The 17,086-nt window shown below is 40.4% G+C and carries 15 protein-coding genes; 12 read left to right on the forward strand and 3 right to left on the reverse strand.

What is annotated here, in order from left to right:
- Window positions 1-33: 33 nt before the first annotated feature.
- The 12 genes from pstC (at window position 34) to pepF (ending at window position 13,943) form a co-directional block, all read left to right on the forward strand.
- The gene (pstC, locus tag N1I87_RS04715) at window positions 34-939 is read left to right on the forward strand and encodes a phosphate ABC transporter permease subunit PstC (protein ID WP_341103281.1); all 906 of its coding nucleotides are present in this window, start codon (window positions 34-36) and stop codon (window positions 937-939) included.
- Window positions 936-1,820 carry a phosphate ABC transporter permease PstA gene (gene pstA / locus N1I87_RS04720; RefSeq protein ID WP_327797941.1) on the forward strand — a complete coding sequence of 295 codons (885 nt, stop codon included), beginning with the start codon at window positions 936-938 and terminating at the stop codon, window positions 1,818-1,820. The genes pstC and pstA overlap by 4 nt, the downstream gene beginning before the upstream one ends.
- A 15-nt stretch (window positions 1,821-1,835) precedes the next feature.
- Window positions 1,836-2,699 (forward strand): phosphate ABC transporter ATP-binding protein PstB, encoded by an 864-nt coding sequence (gene pstB / locus N1I87_RS04725; protein ID WP_445285682.1) that lies wholly within the window; start codon window positions 1,836-1,838, stop codon window positions 2,697-2,699.
- 25 nt (window positions 2,700-2,724) lie between these two features.
- A complete protein-coding gene (pstB, locus tag N1I87_RS04730; protein ID WP_003353665.1) occupies window positions 2,725-3,498 on the forward strand; it encodes a phosphate ABC transporter ATP-binding protein PstB in 774 nt (257 codons plus the stop codon).
- Window positions 3,499-3,555: 57 nt separating this feature from the next.
- On the forward strand, window positions 3,556-4,212 hold the full coding sequence (gene phoU, locus N1I87_RS04735) for a phosphate signaling complex protein PhoU (RefSeq protein ID WP_003353664.1): 657 nt from the start codon (window positions 3,556-3,558) through the stop codon (window positions 4,210-4,212).
- Window positions 4,213-4,489: 277 nt separating this feature from the next.
- Window positions 4,490-5,062 carry a DeoR family transcriptional regulator gene (locus N1I87_RS04740; RefSeq protein WP_341100829.1) on the forward strand — a complete coding sequence of 191 codons (573 nt, stop codon included), beginning with the start codon at window positions 4,490-4,492 and terminating at the stop codon, window positions 5,060-5,062.
- A gap of 28 nt (window positions 5,063-5,090) precedes the next feature.
- Window positions 5,091-6,740, forward strand: coding sequence for a copper resistance CopC/CopD family protein (locus N1I87_RS04745; protein ID WP_341100831.1), 1,650 nt, complete (start codon window positions 5,091-5,093; stop codon window positions 6,738-6,740).
- Between the two features lie 15 nt (window positions 6,741-6,755).
- Entirely contained in the window at window positions 6,756-7,421 is a 666-nt protein-coding gene (locus tag N1I87_RS04750) for a YcnI family copper-binding membrane protein (RefSeq protein WP_341100833.1), read from the forward strand.
- 403 nt (window positions 7,422-7,824) lie between these two features.
- Window positions 7,825-8,484 (forward strand): adaptor protein MecA, encoded by a 660-nt coding sequence (gene mecA, locus N1I87_RS04755; protein WP_341100835.1) that lies wholly within the window; start codon window positions 7,825-7,827, stop codon window positions 8,482-8,484.
- Window positions 8,485-8,810: 326 nt separating this feature from the next.
- Window positions 8,811-10,370: an IS1182 family transposase gene (locus N1I87_RS04760; RefSeq protein ID WP_270584763.1), complete on the forward strand. Its 1,560-nt coding sequence runs from the start codon at window positions 8,811-8,813 to the stop codon at window positions 10,368-10,370.
- A gap of 441 nt (window positions 10,371-10,811) precedes the next feature.
- Window positions 10,812-12,014 (forward strand): competence protein CoiA, encoded by a 1,203-nt coding sequence (locus tag N1I87_RS04765; RefSeq protein WP_341100837.1) that lies wholly within the window; start codon window positions 10,812-10,814, stop codon window positions 12,012-12,014.
- Window positions 12,015-12,125: 111 nt separating this feature from the next.
- Window positions 12,126-13,943 carry an oligoendopeptidase F gene (gene pepF, locus N1I87_RS04770; protein WP_003353656.1) on the forward strand — a complete coding sequence of 606 codons (1,818 nt, stop codon included), beginning with the start codon at window positions 12,126-12,128 and terminating at the stop codon, window positions 13,941-13,943.
- A 151-nt stretch (window positions 13,944-14,094) separates the two neighbouring features.
- On the opposite strand, the gene N1I87_RS04775 is transcribed toward pepF, so the two are convergent.
- The 3 genes from N1I87_RS04775 to N1I87_RS04785 form a co-directional block, all read right to left on the reverse strand.
- Entirely contained in the window at window positions 14,095-14,271 is a 177-nt protein-coding gene (locus tag N1I87_RS04775) for a hypothetical protein (RefSeq protein ID WP_003353655.1), read from the reverse strand.
- 725 nt (window positions 14,272-14,996) lie between these two features.
- Window positions 14,997-16,181, reverse strand: coding sequence for a toxic anion resistance protein (locus tag N1I87_RS04780; RefSeq protein WP_003353654.1), 1,185 nt, complete (start codon window positions 16,179-16,181; stop codon window positions 14,997-14,999).
- Window positions 16,178-16,834 carry a 5-bromo-4-chloroindolyl phosphate hydrolysis family protein gene (locus N1I87_RS04785; RefSeq protein WP_003353653.1) on the reverse strand — a complete coding sequence of 219 codons (657 nt, stop codon included), beginning with the start codon at window positions 16,832-16,834 and terminating at the stop codon, window positions 16,178-16,180. The genes N1I87_RS04780 and N1I87_RS04785 overlap by 4 nt, the downstream gene beginning before the upstream one ends.
- Window positions 16,835-17,086: the final 252 nt, after the last annotated feature.

A 17,086-nucleotide genomic window follows, 5' to 3' on the forward strand; every position in this document is an offset into this window, starting at 1 on the left:
GAATTGAGCGACAGAGTAGTTGAGTGGACAAAAATGAAGAGTGCTCGTGCGAAATCAAAAATATGGATTGAGCGGCGCGGGAGAATGGTGACACTTTTATGCGTCGCCTTTATGGTTTTTGTGGCAGCTTCTATTTTGTATTTTGTGACATCAAAAGGATTGAGCACGTTTGTAATCAATAAAGCAAGCATTACCGACTTTCTTTTTGGAAAAGAATGGGATCCGGGGAAGCTGGATAAGGAAGGGAAACCGGTAGTCGGCGCATTGCCGATGATTGCAGGATCGTTTGCCGTCACGCTGTTTTCTGCATTAATTTGCGCTCCATTTGCTATCGGCGGGGCTGTGTTTATGACGGAAATTTCCCCGAAATTTGGGAAAAGAATTTTGCAGCCGGTCATTGAATTATTGGTCGGTATTCCTTCCGTTGTTTATGGATTTACTGGATTAAGCTTGGTAGTCCCTTTTTTAAGAGATCATTTTTCAGGCAGCGGATTTGGTATTGCCGCGGCTACGATCGTATTGACCGTCATGATTTTGCCGACGATGATGAGTTTATCGGTGGATGCCATTCTGGCGGTTCCGGCTTCATTACGGGAAGCATCGCTCGCATTGGGGGCCACAAGATGGCAAACCATTTATAAGGTAGTGCTCAGGACAGCGCGCCCTGGCATTTTGACGGCTATGATTTTTGGAATGGCTCGTGCGTTTGGAGAAGCTTTGGCCGTTCAAATGGTCATCGGAAACTCGGCTGTGATTCCAAAATCGTTGATGGAACCAGCATCCACTTTGACGAGTATTTTGACTATGGGTATGGGAAATACCGTTATGGGCCAAGTGGAGAATAATGCGTTGTGGACTTTGGCGCTCATCTTATTATTGATGTCTTTAATTTTTATTATGATTGTAAGGATTTTGGGACGCAGGAGGACTTTTGAATGAAAGCGAAAATAGCTGATCGTGTAGCAACGGTTGTATTTTATATCATCGCGCTATTGCTCGTGCTTCTGTTGGCAGGGCTTCTTGGTTATATATTGCTAAAAGGCCTTTCGCATATTTCCTGGCATTTTATTACATCGCCTCCGGAAAGTTTTCAAGCGGGCGGCGGAATTGGACCTCAGTTGTTTAATTCACTCTATCTACTGGTGTTGACGATGCTCATTAGTGTCCCTCTGTCACTCGGTGCCGGAATTTACATGGCGGAATATGCGAAAAAAAATATATGGACGAATATTTTGAGAACGGTCATCGAAGTACTATCGTCTTTACCGTCTATCGTAGTAGGATTGTTTGGTTTTCTCTTTTTTGTTATTTCAATGGGCTGGGGATTTTCCATCTTATCTGGTGCATTAGCATTAACATTGTTTAATTTGCCTTTGATGGTGCGGGTAGTGGAAGATTCGATCAGGGGAGTTCCATCTTCACAAAGAGAAGCAGGTCTAGCCCTCGGCGTTTCCAAATGGGAAACGATTAAACACGTCTTGCTGCCGGCTGCACTGCCTGGAATCATTACCGGTATTATTTTGGCATCAGGAAGAGTTTTCGGTGAAGCGGCCGCTCTCATTTATACCGCAGGAATGAGTTCTCCTAATCTGGATTTTACCAATTGGAATCCATTCAGCCCAACCTCTCCGTTAAATCCGCTGCGTCCTGCTGAAACTCTGGCTGTCCATATTTGGAAAGTAAACGGCGAAGCGGTGATACCGGATGTTAATGCCGTATCTAGCGGGGCTTCTGCTGTGCTTGTGTTATTTATATTAGTCTTTAATGTCAGCGCTCGTTGGATTGGAAAAAGAATTTATCGGCGGATGACATCAAGCTAAGGGAGGAAGAACAGAATGGCGACGACAACACTGATGAAAGAAAATAAAGCGAGCAGCAACGTTCGCTCAGGAGCTGTGACAATGACAGTCCCAGAAAGCAGTTCTGAAAAACCATTAAAGAGTGAAAATGTCATTTTAAAAACGAATAGTTTACGTGTTTTTTACGGAAACCATCTGGCGATCAAGAATGTCAGCGCCTCTTTTATGGAAAATCGGGTAACGGCTCTTATCGGTCCGTCCGGATGCGGCAAATCCACCTATTTGCGAAGTTTAAACCGTATGAATGATGAAATTCCCGGATGCAGAATAGAAGGAGAAATTTTATACAGAGGCATCGATTTAAATCATCCGCAAGCGAATGTATTTGATATTCGGAAAAGGATTGGAATGGTATTTCAACGGCCTAATCCTTTTGCTAAATCCATTTTTGAGAATGTGGCTTTCGGACCGAAGCACCATGGCGTCAAAAATAAACAGCTGTTAGAGGAGATCGTTGAAAAAAGCTTACGGAAAGCAGCGTTGTGGGATGAAGTGAAGGACCGGCTCCATCGTTCCGCGTTGGCTTTATCAGGAGGCCAGCAGCAACGGTTATGCATAGCAAGAGCTTTAGCGATGGAGCCAGACGTTTTGTTGCTGGATGAACCGGCTTCAGCGCTTGATCCCGTTTCAACGGGCAAGGTAGAAGAATTAATCGAAGAATTGAAAAAAGATTACACGGTGATCATTGTGACGCACAATATGCAGCAAGCCGCACGGATTTCCGATTATACGGCCTTCTTTTATATGGGGGAACTCATTGAATTCGAGGAAACAACAGAACTTTTTACAAACCCGAAAAAGAAGCAAACGGAAGACTATATTACTGGAAATTTCGGTTAAAGTTTCAATCGGAGGAGAGAAGAAGATGGCCATTGCGACCCAACAACAATCCATTATTCAGGCCCGAAATGTCAATGTTTATTATGGTGACTTCCATGCGTTGAAAAACATTCATTTTGAAGTGAAAAAACATCATATTACTGCACTGATTGGTCCATCCGGATGCGGCAAATCCACTTTTTTGCGTACTTTGAACCGTATGAACGATCAAATAGCCGGATTTCGTGTCGAAGGGGATATCATCATTGAAGGCAAACCAATATACAGCCCTAAAACTGATGTCGTTCAATTAAGGAAACGTGTCGGCATGGTATTCCAACGGCCCAATCCGTTTCCTATGTCCATTTATGACAATGTTGCCTATGGACCGAGGATCCATGGAATAAAAAAGACTCGCGACTTAGATGAAATAGTGGAAAAAAGTCTTCGATATGCTGCTTTATGGGATGAGGTTAAAGACCGTCTTCATACTTCAGCCATGGGGCTTTCAGGTGGACAACAGCAGCGTTTGGTGATAGCGAGGGTGCTTGCGGTCGAACCGGAGATCATTTTAATGGATGAACCAGCTTCCGCGTTGGACCCTATTTCTACTGCTAAAATAGAAGAATTGATTTTAGAGTTGAAAAAGTCCTACACCATCGTGATAGTGACGCACAATATGCAACAGGCGGCGCGTGTTTCGGACGAAACGGCCTTTTTCCTAAATGGTCAAGTGGTTGAATTTAACGATACGGAAACGATTTTTACTAATCCACAAAGAAAAGAGACAGAAGACTATATTTCCGGTCGTTTTGGATGATTTATTTTTCAGACAGGACAAAAGCGGTCGAGAAAAAGGATAGGGGGTTCGGCTAAAGTGCCTAGAAAATTATTTGAAATTCGTTTGCAGGAGCTGCATGAGACGTTGTTAAAAATGGGACTTCTGGTGGAAGAAGCGATTTTTAAAAGCGTGCATTCGCTGGTCGAAAAAGATTCGGAGCAAGCAACAAATGTCATCCATAACGATCCGAAGATCAATGATTATGAAATTGAAATTGAAAAGAAATGCTTTGAGTTGATCGCTACGCAGCAGCCGGTTGGCACTGATTTAAGGAAGATTGCGACCATGTTGAAAGTGGCAACCGATTTGGAACGGATGGCTGACCATGCAGTGAGCATTGCAAAAATCACCATCCGTTTGGAAAATGAAATTTATTTAAAACCGCTCATCAAAATCCCCCAAATGGCAGAATGTGTGAAAGAAATGGTTCACGAAGTGCTTGAAGCCTATATTTCCTTAAACGAGCTGACGGCGGTGAAAGTGTCCGAAAGGGACGACATGGTAGACCGTTATTTTTCACAGATTGTATTAGATTTAGTGGAAGACATGAAACAAAATCAGTCACAAATTCATCAAGCGTCGCATCTCCTGCTTGCTGCTCAGCATTTGGAACGAATCGGAGATTATGTGACAAATATTTGCGAATGGATTGTGTATTTGAAGACAGGTACCATCGTTGAATTAAATAAATAGAACCATTATGAAGCAATAAATCTTTAAAGCATGCTGATAAAAAGGCGTGCTTTTTTTATTTTGGAAAACTTAGAATTTGAAAGCAAAATGAAAGGAATCCAATAGCTGATTTCTTTAAGGAGAATGAAAAAATTCTAGTGTTGGTTGATTGAAACAAAAAGTTATGTGAAAATATGTGAGAAAATAAAAAATTTCATCATTTTTTCACATATTTTTGATCATACATATTGAAACGTGGGGAAAAGAAAGCTACCTTTGAAAAGGAAGGAGGAATTGTATGATTCCGGTTGAAAGACAGCGGCAAATTGTAAAATGGCTTGAGACGGAAGAATTTTTAAGTGTAGCGGAAATAAGCAAGAGGTTAAACGTTTCAGAAATGACTGTTTATAGGGACATCAATGTATTAATGGATCAGAAAAAGATTGTGAAAACTTCGAGAGGGATTACAATACGAAAAGAGACGCAACCGTCTCACAACATCTGTTCTTATTGTTATAAACCATCCACTAGCCGGCATAGTGTCCAAATTATCAGGGTGGACCAGCGTATTGAAGAAACTTGCTGTCCACATTGCGGACTGTTGAGATATGACGATATCGAAGAAGACGTTTCGCAAATTCTTTGCAAGGATTTTCTCAACGATACGACTATCAGCGCTAAAACAGCTTACTATTTAATGGATGCCGATATTGATATGCATTGCTGCTATCCTCAAGTCCTTGTTTTTCAATCACTGAAACAAATTAGACAATTTCAAACTGGTTTTGGCGGGCAAATTTATACCTTTGACGAAGCCATCCAAAATATTCAACGAAAAATGAAAGGTTTTAGCTCAAGCTGCTGCGATTGAGGCATGATCACATTGGGAGTTGGAGACTTTGAAAAGTAAACAAGCCGGTTTAGCGATATTCATTATTTTTTTGTTGTGTGTTCTTCATCCTTCGTTGTCGCAGGCTCATGCTTATATCATTCAATCTTCCCCGTCGGAGAATGAGGTATTGGATAAAGGACCAGCCAATGTAAAAATTATTTTTAATGAAGCGATACAGCCTGTTTTTCATTCATTGAAAGTAATAGATGAGAAAGGAAATAGAGTCGACAGGGAAGACGGACATGTTGAGAAAAACCATCCTTCTATATTGACAGCCAGCTTAAAAAAGAATCTTCCAAAAGGTACATACGTGATCCGTTGGAAAGTGATTTCCGGCGATGGGCATCCTGTGGAGGGGACGATTCCATTCCGGATCGGAGACGGAAGCCAAAGCAATGCACCGTTGGCAAACGAAACAAAAGGATACTTTCCAAAAGCGGATATGATTTTAATTCGATGGCTGCAGTATGTGAGTTATGCTCTATTGATCGGGGTGATCTTTTTTCAGTTATGTATTTTGCCCCCTCAAAAAAATAGCCTTGAATCATTTCTCAGCCGCAGGAATTTGCTAGTTTGGATATCGGCTGTCGGAATAACTGTCAGCATCCTCCTTTCCTTGCCGTTGCAGGCAAAATTGGACGCCGATGTAAGCTGGTTGAACGCTTTTCAGTTTTCATATGTCAAAAATACACTATTTTATACGAATTTCGGACCTGTTTTTTTAGCGCAATGGATCCTTTTAATCTTTCTGTATCTTTTTCTGATAAAGGCTTTGCGCCATGACCGCAGCGGCTGGCTGATCGCTTCTTGGATGGTGGGGTTCGGACTGCTTTTAACAAAGGCATTCATTGGACATGCGGCCACAGCTGAACATCGATTGTTGGCGTTAATGGCTGACTTTCTCCATTTAGCCGCAGCATCGATTTGGCTCGGATCGTTGTTGTCCATATGTTTTCTGTTGCCGGCCAGTTTGTCTCAACAGGATCAAGAAGATTATAAGTCTTCTTATTGGAAGGCCATTCATCGCTTTTCCGTTTGGGGTATGGTCATTTCAGCGATTATTCTTGCAACGGGACTTTACAGCGGCTCGATTCATATTCCTAACTGGCATTCCGTTATTTCAACGACATATGGCCGCTTTTTTCTGGCGAAAGTCTTTTTATTTGTAGTGATCATGGCGTTTGCTGCTTATCATTGGGTTCGAGGCAGAAAAAAAGAAAAAATATTAGGGCGAACGGTTTGGATAGAATTCTCCGTCGGAATTTTGACGTTAGCCGTTGCCGCCATGTTGGCCAATATGCCTACTGCCTTCGAGGCAAATGGAGCTTTTCATGAAACGAAGAAAACAGAAAACGGCTATGTAGTTTCTTTGAAAGTAGACCCAGCTGACGTTGGGAAAAATTCATTTTATATCAATATTGTTAATAATCAAGGGAAATCCGTTCAAGGGCTTCAGCAAGTGGTGATGACATTGAATTCATTAGATATGGATATGGGAAATACAACGATTCAAGTACCAACCAAATCCATGGGATCCGGCTATGTCACCGGAACGATCCCAATGGAAGGGGATTGGAAAATACACATTCATGGTTTGACCCAATCGTTTGATTCGATTGATGCTGATTTTCAACTTTATATAAGCGATAAAAAATAAAAAGGAGTGGTTAAGATGAAACAATGGATTCGTAAGATCAGTAAAACGGCTTTGTTGCTTACGGCAACCTTTTTCTTTTTCAACGGCATGGCCAGCGCCCATGTGACAGTGAATCCAAAAGTATCCACACCGGGAGGATGGGAAACGTATACGATCAAAATTCCGGTTGAAAAAAATGTCCCTACAACGAAAGTGGTTTTAAAAATACCGGCAGGAGTGGAGTTTGAGTCTTATCAGCCGGATCCAAACTGGAATATAAAAACAGAAAAAGATTCTTCCGGAAAAGTCAATACGGTGACTTGGGAAGCGAAAGGCAATGGAATATTGCCGGGACAATTTGAGCAATTTCAATTTATCGCCAAGAATCCGGATAAGGAAACGAAAGTGGCGTGGAATGCGTATCAATACTATAAGGATGGAAGCATTGTGGAGTGGACAGGAGAGGAAAACACAGATACACCGCATTCTGTAACAGAAATTACAGCATCGCCGCAAAAAACGGTGCAATCCGATGAGCAAGGTCACGACCATGATTCATCTGTTACATCTCCTTCCGATGAGAAAAAACAAACAGATCACAATGGGTCGTCCGCAGAAACCGTTTCTGTCGTGCTGTCGATCGCTGCTGTTGTCCTTTCCTTGATAGCCTTGATAGTGGCAAGTCGAAAAAAACGCTCATAACAAGTATTTTTTAAAAGGGACAGGGGATGCCTGTCCCTTTTGAATATAAAGAAGGGAAGAGATTGGATCATTCTTTTTTAAAGCGTGTGGAATGAACGGTTTTTTATGCTAATTTGTTGTTCTGTTGTTCTTTCTAAAAAAGAAAATTCATTTAGGTCAAATCAATCATTTTCACTTGAATATTTTAAAAATTTTAGATAGAATGACAAAACACAGTTCATTATGTTTTAGGCAAAGCAAGGAATTTTCGTATTGGGAGGGATTTTTATTTCCCTTTCCTGATGTTTTATCATAAAATAGAAGTACAAGGTAAAAATAATTGTAATGCAATCACCAACGAACAGAGCAGTGCTCGGGGGTGCAGTCCCTTCATCACCTTATATCCAGAAGGGAGAGGTAATCAATGGACATAGAACGTATAAATGAAAATACAGTCAAGTTTTACATTTCGTATGTTGATATAGAAGAAAGAGGTTTTGACCGCGAAGAAATCTGGTATAACCGGGAACGCAGTGAAGAACTCTTTTGGGAAGTTATGGATGAAGTGCATGAGGAAGAAGATTTCGCTGTGGAAGGACCGATCTGGATCCAAGTGCAAGCTTTGGAAAAAGGGCTTGAAATCTTAGTGACGAAAGCGCAAATCTCCAAAGACGGTCAACGTTTAGAATTGCCCATTCCGGAAGAGAAACTGCGAGAATTCCCGATGGATGAGCGTTTTGAAGAGCTTTTAGACCAGCATTTCCACATTCGACCGTTAGACGGTGATGAAGAAGATTCTTTAGAATTTTTGCTGGTATTTAATGATTTTGAAGACTTGATCGGACTTGCTGCCCAGCCAGGTCTGGACGATTTGCAAACAAAGCTTTTTGCCTATGACGATAAATATTATGTATATGTCGAATTTCCTGAGGAATTGTTTACGGAAGAAGATATCGATAATTATTTAAGCATTTTGCTTGAATTTGGGAAAGAAACCAATACGACGATTCATGTTCTGGAGGAATACGGAAAAGTCATTATAGAAAACGATGTATTCCGTACACTGCAAAAGTATTTCTCTTAACCGTATGTCCAAAATGATGGAGGGTGTCCCAAAAGTATAGCTTTTAGGGACACCCATTTTTTGTGAATGGTTCTTTGAACCTGGTCTGTTGATTTCCGTTCCAGGCGCTTCGCTTTCCGCGGGCGTGTCGGGGAGCCTCCTCGTCGCTTACGCTCCTGCGGGGTCTCCCCTGTCCCGTACTCCCGCAGGAGTCTTCGCGCCTTCCACTCCAATCAACAGAGTGAAAAATTAATCTTGAAACTCTGTACAAAAAAATAAAGAAAATCGTTCTTTTTTGGTATAATTTAGTCACTACAACCAATCTACCGGAAAGGAACGATTTTCTTATGTACATAAATTATACCACGACAGGACAATTAGTTCTACCAATGGATATAGAAGTTCTAATCCCCGAACATCATCTTTGCCGAATTGTGGATTTGGCAGTAGAAAAGATGAATCCAAACATCCTTCTTTCTCTTCATCCTGGTGGCGGCCGCCCGCCTTACCATCCCAAAATGATGTTAAAAATTATCCTTTATGCCTACGTCAATCGAATTTATTCTTCCCGGCAAATTGCTAAACAACTGGGAGAAAACATTTATTTTATGTGGCTTTCGGGAAACCAAAAACCTGATTTTCGTACAATCAATCGATTTCGCTCCAATCGTATGAAGGATGTCATTTATGAAACCTTCTTCGGAATTGTGGATCTTTTATGCCAGGAGGGGTTAGTAAAGCTTGAAGATTATTATTTTGATGGAACGAAAATTGAAGCTAACGCTAATCGATATACTTTTGTTTGGAGGAAGGCGACCGAAAAGTTCGATACAAAGCTGGATGAGAAATACAAACAGATCGTCTTATCGATTGAGGAAGTAATGAAAGAAGATGAGCAAGCTGAAAAAGAAATGGATTTTCAAGAAAAATTGGAGGCAGCTCCTGTTACCTCCGAGAAAATCCAAGAGACCATCAAAAAGGTAGAGAAAAAATTAGAACAGGAACCTACAAATCGAACCCTGAAAAAAGCAAAACGACAATTGGAAAAGGATCTTTTGCCCAGAAAGCAAAAATATGAAGAACAAAAAGCAACATTTGGCGACCGAAACAGCTATTCAAAAACGGATAAAGATGCCACTTTCATGCGCATGAAAGAAGACCACATGAAGAACGGTCAATTAAAGGCTGGTTACAATGTACAAATCGGAACGGAAGGACAATTTATCACAGGGTTCAGTCTACATCAACGTGCCGGAGATCCCGGCTGCCTAATTCCTCACTTTGAATTAATGAAAAAGTATAATCGGCCAAAACCAAAGACACTCATTGCCGATTCTGGTTATGGTAGCGAAGAAAACTATGATTATTGTGAAAAGGAAGAAATGGAAGCACTGGTTAAATACAACACATTCGATAAGGAACAAACAAAAGCTTGGAAAAATCAAATCGGTAAATTGGAGAACATGACTTATGACGAGGAATTAGACGAATGGATCTGTGCAAATAATAAACGACTTACCTTTAGTTACGAAAGAAAACGGAAATCAGAAAATGGGTATGAATCGGTGAAACGAACTTACATGTGCACAGACTGCTATGGATGCCCTTTTCAATCTTCTTGTGCAAAAGGAAAGAACACAAAAAGCATCAGTGTTTCCATGAAGAATCAGAAGCAGCGCCAAGAAGTCCGTGAAAGATTAACCTCGGAGGAAGCGAAAAAGAAGTATAGACAACGAAAAATAGAAGTGGAGCCAGTATTTGCTCAAATTAAGCACAACAGCCACTTCCAACGATTTACATTAAGAGGCCTTTCCAAAACAACGGTGGAATGGGGTCTTATTTGTGTTGCCCACAATTTGAAAAAGTGGGCAACATACACTGAAAAACAACAAAAAGTGAGGGAATAAAACAGGGGAATGATCTTCTGTGCACGAATTACAACCAATAATATCCAATAAATCATTCTAAAGAAAAAGGCTGAGCCCTAAAAAGTCGATTTTATCGACCTTTTGGGTCAGCCTCTTTTTTTGTACGGTTTTTCGGTTTTTTAACATTATTTCCGAAAGAAGTCTCCCACTTCAAGCGTGAGAAGGGCGATAGCCCAACGATAAGTGGGGAGATGAATTTCGGTTGGCGATAGCCAACTAATAGGATAGAATATAGCTAGAACGGACACCTTCGGAACGAAGGGAAGCGTAAAGGGTTCTTGTGTGTGGCTTACCGTTCAGCGAACACGCACAAGTCGCTTGAAGCCCCCGCCTCTAAGCGAAGCGTAGGTGGTGGGTAGTTCACACGGCGCAGGGATTTGAAGCATGAATGTCGTAATCTTAAGGTTGGGAGGTGAGGAGGTGTTTACTGCCTATGATGAAAAAGGTACAGCCGTTCATTTATTGTCTTGCCGTGATAAGGAGGCTTTAAAGCGATGGAAAAAGGAAAAACGTTTTTATTGCCCTTGTTGCCGCTCTCCGCTCACATTAAAAATCGGTTCAACGAAGATCCCTCATTTTGCTCATATTTCCAACCAAAAATGTCCTGCTTCTTCTGAGCGGGAATCGGAACGGCATTTATCGAGCAAACTTCTTCTTTATGAATGGCTTCGAAATCAACGACTCGATGTCCAATTAGAAGCTTATTTACCCTCCATTCAGCAGCGCCCCGATTTGCTTTTGAAAAATCCGCCTTTGGCAATTGAAATCCAGTGTTCTCCCCTTTCTGTCTCTCTTTTTCAAAAACGAACGGACTTTTATCGAAAACACGGCTTAAAGCCGCTTTGGATTTACGGAGGTCAGACCGTTTCACAAGATCGTTTTCGTCTTTTTTCTTTTACTTCTTTTCAACAAATGTTTTTTCAATACTCACCGCACTGGGGGTATTGGTTTCCTGCCTTCCAACCAGAAACGAAAATGTTTCATTTTTATCTTTTCCTCTTTCCATTTTCGCCGGTCAAATTTTTCGGCGTACAAGTGAGCTTATTGATGGATCAGCTTGCTTTTCCGTTCTCTCTACGTAAACCGAGTGTCTCGCGCTTTTTTACCATGGCTCAGTGGCTTGAGGAAAAACGACGGTGGATCAGCCGTAAAATTCGTTATTCCAAAGCTTTCCGTGATCCGTTTTTGAAAACCGTTTATTTCAACGGCCAAAATCCTCAACTTCTTCATTCTTGCATAGGACTTCCCGTCAAACATAGCATCTGGATTCGAAGCCATCCCGTCGAATGGCAATATTATTTATGGTCCGATTTGCTTTACCGTGTCAAGATCGGTCAAACCGTTCATATTAAACAAGGATTAGTAGTTTTACTAAGACGTGTAAAAAAAGGGGAGTTGGTGATTCGCGAGTTTCCCCTTATTGAACCGATAACACTAGAAAAGACGGTATTTCAATATTTTCTATTACTTGCAAGCATGGATGTTTTACTGAATATAGGGGGAGGAAAATTTATCGTGCAAAAGCAAGCAATCGACGCTTCCACGGTGGACAAGCAGTATCAAGAGGAGAGGCTATTGCTGAACAAATATAAAGAGATTATATTAAATTCACTCCAAATTTGAGCACTTAAGCAGGATAATTTCGGCAATAAGTGTAAAATATATAGTGAAACTCTCATGCGAAGAGATGAACAAAAAGTATGGAATGCTGACGTTTTCGATGGAGGGATATTGATGACAGAAACACAGGCAAAGACGTTGCCTTCTCGCAATGAAGTGCCGGAAGAGCTGAAATGGAGGCTGGAAGATATATTTGCCTCCGATGAAGAATGGGAAAAAGAATTCGAAGCCGTTAAAGAATTAGCGAAAAAAGCAGCTACCTTTAAGGGAAAGTTGGGAGAAAGTGCAGATCAATTGTATGAACTCCTGACTTTTCAAGATGAATTGCTGCTGAGGATGGGAAAATTATATGCCTATTCTCATATGAGATATGATGAAGATACGACAAATTCATTTTATCAAGGGCTGGATGCGCGTGCGAAAAGCTTGTATTCACAAGTAGCCAGCAGCCTTTCTTTTGTCGTTCCGGAAATATTGAGCATCGATGAAAGCAAACTTGAAAAGTTCTTAGAAGAAAAAGAAGAATTAAAACTGTATCGCCACGCCATTGAAGAAATCAACCGCGAGCGCCCTCACGTTCTTGATGCCGATCAAGAAGCGTTGTTGGCCCAAGCTTCAGAGGTAATGAGTGCTTCCAGCAATACGTTCGGCGTTTTAAATAATGCCGATTTGGAGTTTCCGGCCATTGAAGACGAGAATGGGGAAAAAGTGCAAATCACCCATGGCCGCTTTATTCAATTTTTGGAATCAAAAGATCGCAGAGTGCGCCGCGAAGCTTTTAAAGCGGTTTATGAAACATATGGAAAGTTTCAAAATACATTTGCCAGCACATTGAACGGCCAAGTAAAACGAGACAATTTTTATGCAAGGGTTCGTAATTATGAAAGTGCCCGCCAAGCGGCTCTTTCTTCTAACAACATCCCGGAGAAAGTGTACGATAATTTAGTGGAGACAGTGAATAAACATCTTCACTTGCTTCATCGCTATGTGGATTTGCGCAAAAAAGTGTTACAACTCGATGATCTTCACATGTATGACCTTTATACGCCGCTCGTTCAAGATGTCGATCTGAATGTAACTTACGAGGAAGCCAAAGACTATGTATTGAAAGGTTTAGCTCCTCTTGGAGACGATTATTTGAATGTCTTGAAAAAAGGCTTTGAGAATCGTTGGGTGGATGTTGTAGAAAATAAAGGGAAAAGAAGTGGCGCCTATTCTTCCGGATCCTATGGAACGAATCCTTATATTCTTTTGAACTGGCAAGACAATGTGAACAATCTGTTTACGCTTGCACATGAATTCGGTCATAGCGTTCACAGCTACTATACGAGAAAAAATCAGCCGTTTGTGTATGGCGATTATTCCATCTTTGTGGCGGAAGTTGCTTCGACATGCAATGAGGCGCTTTTAAATGAGTATTTATTGAAAACGTTGAAAGACGAAAAAGAGCGGATGTATATTTTGAATCATTATTTGGAAGGATTCCGAGGCACAGTCTTCCGTCAAACCATGTTTGCTGAATTTGAACATATCATCCATCAGAAGGAACAAAACGGCGAAGCATTGACATCTGAGCTATTGACTAAGGAATATTATGAATTGAACAAGAAGTATTTTGGCACGGGGATGACCATCGATGAAGAAATCGGTTTAGAATGGGCGCGGATTCCGCATTTCTACTACAATTATTACGTATATCAATACGCAACTGGATTCAGTGCAGCCCAAGCTCTAAGTTCACAAATATTAACCGAAGGGAAACCGGCAGTTGATCGTTACATCAATCATTTCTTAAAAGCGGGCAGTTCCGATTATCCAATTGAAGTGCTGAAAAAAGCAGGGGTTGATATGACGACACCTGAACCAATTGAACAGGCTTTGAAAGTATTTGAAGAAAAGCTGTCCGAACTCGAATCATTATTAGAGCAATAACAAAGGAGAAATAACGGCCATCAGTGGGGATTTCTCTCCGCTGATGGTTATTTTCGCTTAACAGGGATGGTGAACGTTCCATTGAGCATTGGAAAAACATTACTTCTTTCCTTGAAATTCTCCATCATTTCCCCGCAGAAATTCATAGTTTTTAACGAAATCCTTTAAAACGTTTTCGATCGTTCAGATAACTAATAAATAGAAAAATCACAATAAATAAAATGGGGGAAGTAATGTAAAGCGGTACTAACTTCATAAGTCCAAGCAAATTGATCAATAATGTCAATAGAAGCAGAATGGTAAGAAATAGAATGGGAAGTTTTTTCAATCGAGACAGCCTCCTTCGCTGTTTTTTGCTCTATTTCCCTATTTCATTATTATGAAAAGGGCATCGCATTCATTCAAATAAGGGGAAGAGGCCATCTTGATGTGCTCTTTTTCTAACATTCATTCGGAATTTGACAAATCTGTGAAAATTCGAGCAAACTCTTGAAAACTAAAAAAATAATTGATATATTAAAAACGTGAAGTTGATCACAAGCAAACATATACCCCTTTGTTTGACCGTGAAAAATTTCTCCCATCCCCTTTGTTCGAGAAAAGGCCTTGCAGTTTGTCACTGCAAGGCCTTTTCTCTTTATGATGGACATTGACGAAAATCTACTAAAATAGTGTTCATTTTATCTTATGGTCATTTTAATCCTACTTTTTGGGGGCAACAAAGCTCCGGTGAATGGCTGTTGTTTAATGAATGAATGTTTGTTTTTGGACGGAAGAATAGAAAGTACTAATAGGCTGGAGAACAGGTAAGTCGAATAGATTTTTAGATGAGGGGAGTCGATAGGAGGGGAGAAAGGCGGTATTAGGAAGATCGGACATAGACTGTTTTAGGCTTTATTTTTAAAAGGAGCTATCCGAGAGAACATTCTTCGTTGATATGGTGGAAATGCTATGTCCATTCGTTCAATGAAAGGCTGATTTTGTATCTACCTTGCACGTAAAGGTTTCCATTCATAAAAAAGTGGGGAAGATGTTTCCCCACTTCTAATTTTTTCACTTTAAATTCAGCAGCTTTTGTTTTAGTTCGTTTTCCATTGTGGAAAGCTCTTGCTCGACTTGGTAACGTTTGGCGCGGCCTTCTTGTTGTATGCGCAACACTTCTTCTAATGTCGAGATCAAGTTTTCTTGAGTTTTTTTCAGTGTTTCAATATCGACGAGGCCTCTTTCGTTTTCTTGAGCCGTTTCGATGGTGTTTGCTTTTAGCATTTCAGCATTTTTCAGCAATAATTCATTCGTTGTTTTGCTGACTTGTTTTTGAGCTTCTACTGCATGACGTTGGCGAATCAGCGTTAACGCAATCGCGATTTGATTTTTCCACAACGGAATCGCCGTCATAATCGAGGATTGAATTTTTTCCGCTAATGTTTGGTTTGTATTTTGAATTAATCGAATTTGTGGTGCGCTTTGGATCGTAATTTGACGGCTTAATTTTAAATCGTGCAGACGTTTTTCCAGTCGATCAGCGAACTGCACCATATCATTTACTTCTTGATAAGCCATTTGGTCGCCGGATGTTTCCGCTTTTTTTCTCAGTTCCGGAATGATCTTCGTATGAAGTTCCTCTAATTTTAACTCGCCTGCCGCAATATAAATATTCAAAGCATGGAAATAGTCTTTGTTTTTCTCATACAATTGTTCTAACAATTGGATATCACGAAGCAATGTTTGTTTGGCAAGATCGAGTTTCACGCTAATGCGTTCGATTTGAGCGCTCGTTTTTTGATATTTGGATAATATTTCGTGAACCGAATGAGAAATTTTCCCAAACATCCGCAGGAAAAAGTTTTTCTTTTCCGGCTGCAGCTCTTCAGGGTTTACTTGTTCGAGCTTTTGCATCAATTCGCTTAAAATATCGCCGATTTCGCCAATGTCTTTATTTTGTACATGTTCAAGCATCGTTTGCGAGAAATGGAGTAATTTAGATTGCGCTTGCGTTCCGTATAAAATGATGGCTTGATGATCGGTGGGATCAATTTGTTTGCTCAGTTCATATGCTTTTTGACGATGCTCTTCAGGCAAAATGTCGACTAAACGGTTAGAATCGGCTTTATGGCCGACTTCCGTTTGATTCTCTTTTTGATCCAATATAAATTCGTTGCTTCCAAAAGGGTTGGCAAGTAAATCATCGATTCCATCACTGGAATGTTCAGGGGTTAACGATTTTTTTTCATCTGTCATTTTGTGCTGTTTCTCCTTTCATGACGTGAGAGCGGGTGTTTATGTCTGAGGGAGCGTTTTGCATATTCCAGTTCAAATTGGAGTTCATCCATATCGTTTGAAAGCAGTTGATATAAATCTTTCTCCACTTCATGATGCAATTCCTGTAAAGTGCGCTTCGTTTCTTGAACGCTTTGTATCATTTCTTTATTTTGAACGGGCTGTGTATTTAATAAGGCGTATTTTTCAATGAGTTCTACCATTGAATCCAGATGAACATAAAAAAATGACTCTGCCTGATAAAATCGCTTCGGTTCTTTTTTTATGAGACTATATATTTTTCTGACTAATTTGTACATGTCATAAAACAGTCTGAACGTATCGATTTGGCGAACACTTAGAAAAGCTTTCTGAAGGCGTTTCATTTTTAGCTTCGCTTCTTTTAAATTTTTGCGGATAAAGCGATATTCTTTTCTTGATAAACCTTGCTGTTTCAAAAACTTTCCAGTCATCATCCATTTTAGCCATTGGTAGATCACGAAACCGGCAAAAATGGAAACTGCCGATGATAACCAAAATAAATGATGAAACAGAAAATATACGAGCGCCCAAATGAAGATCATCGACGGTATGGTAATGAGAATCCGAATCAAGAGATCTAAAATCCATTTCACTTTTCGGCAACTCCTGTCTATATTTGTCGTTCTTCTATTGTATACGATTCAAATGAAAAAAAGGATTCATCACTACTATATCAAAGATTAACAAAATGTTCATAATGATGAGAAACAAAAAATCCAAAAGAGGGTGGGCTTCATTGGGAGAGAGGAAAGCACGGTAGGATTCTGTGCAGGGTGGAATGGAAACGTTGTAAAGTAAAAGAAGATCGTTCATTCACAATGCTTTGCAACGTGTACATACACTGC

The organism is Bacillus sp. FSL W8-0102 (genome assembly GCF_038007225.1).
Lineage (GTDB): Bacteria > Bacillota > Bacilli > Bacillales > DSM-4216 > Bacillus_O > Bacillus_O smithii.

What these genes read in the sequence shown, in the direction of transcription:
- pstC (WP_341103281.1), top strand. Translation starts at nt 34, where the DNA reads ATGAAGAGTGCTCGTGCGAAATCAAAAATATGGATTGAGCGGCGCGGG.
- pstA (WP_327797941.1), top strand. Translation starts at nt 936, where the DNA reads ATGAAAGCGAAAATAGCTGATCGTGTAGCAACGGTTGTATTTTATATC.
- pstB (WP_445285682.1), top strand. Translation starts at nt 1,836, where the DNA reads ATGGCGACGACAACACTGATGAAAGAAAATAAAGCGAGCAGCAACGTT.
- pstB (WP_003353665.1), top strand. Translation starts at nt 2,725, where the DNA reads ATGGCCATTGCGACCCAACAACAATCCATTATTCAGGCCCGAAATGTC.
- N1I87_RS04740 (WP_341100829.1), top strand. Translation starts at nt 4,490, where the DNA reads ATGATTCCGGTTGAAAGACAGCGGCAAATTGTAAAATGGCTTGAGACG.
- N1I87_RS04750 (WP_341100833.1), top strand. Translation starts at nt 6,756, where the DNA reads ATGAAACAATGGATTCGTAAGATCAGTAAAACGGCTTTGTTGCTTACG.
- mecA (WP_341100835.1), top strand. Translation starts at nt 7,825, where the DNA reads ATGGACATAGAACGTATAAATGAAAATACAGTCAAGTTTTACATTTCG.
- N1I87_RS04760 (WP_270584763.1), top strand. Translation starts at nt 8,811, where the DNA reads ATGTACATAAATTATACCACGACAGGACAATTAGTTCTACCAATGGAT.
- pepF (WP_003353656.1), top strand. Translation starts at nt 12,126, where the DNA reads ATGACAGAAACACAGGCAAAGACGTTGCCTTCTCGCAATGAAGTGCCG.
- N1I87_RS04780 (WP_003353654.1), bottom strand. Translation starts at nt 16,181, where the DNA reads ATGACAGATGAAAAAAAATCGTTAACCCCTGAACATTCCAGTGATGGA.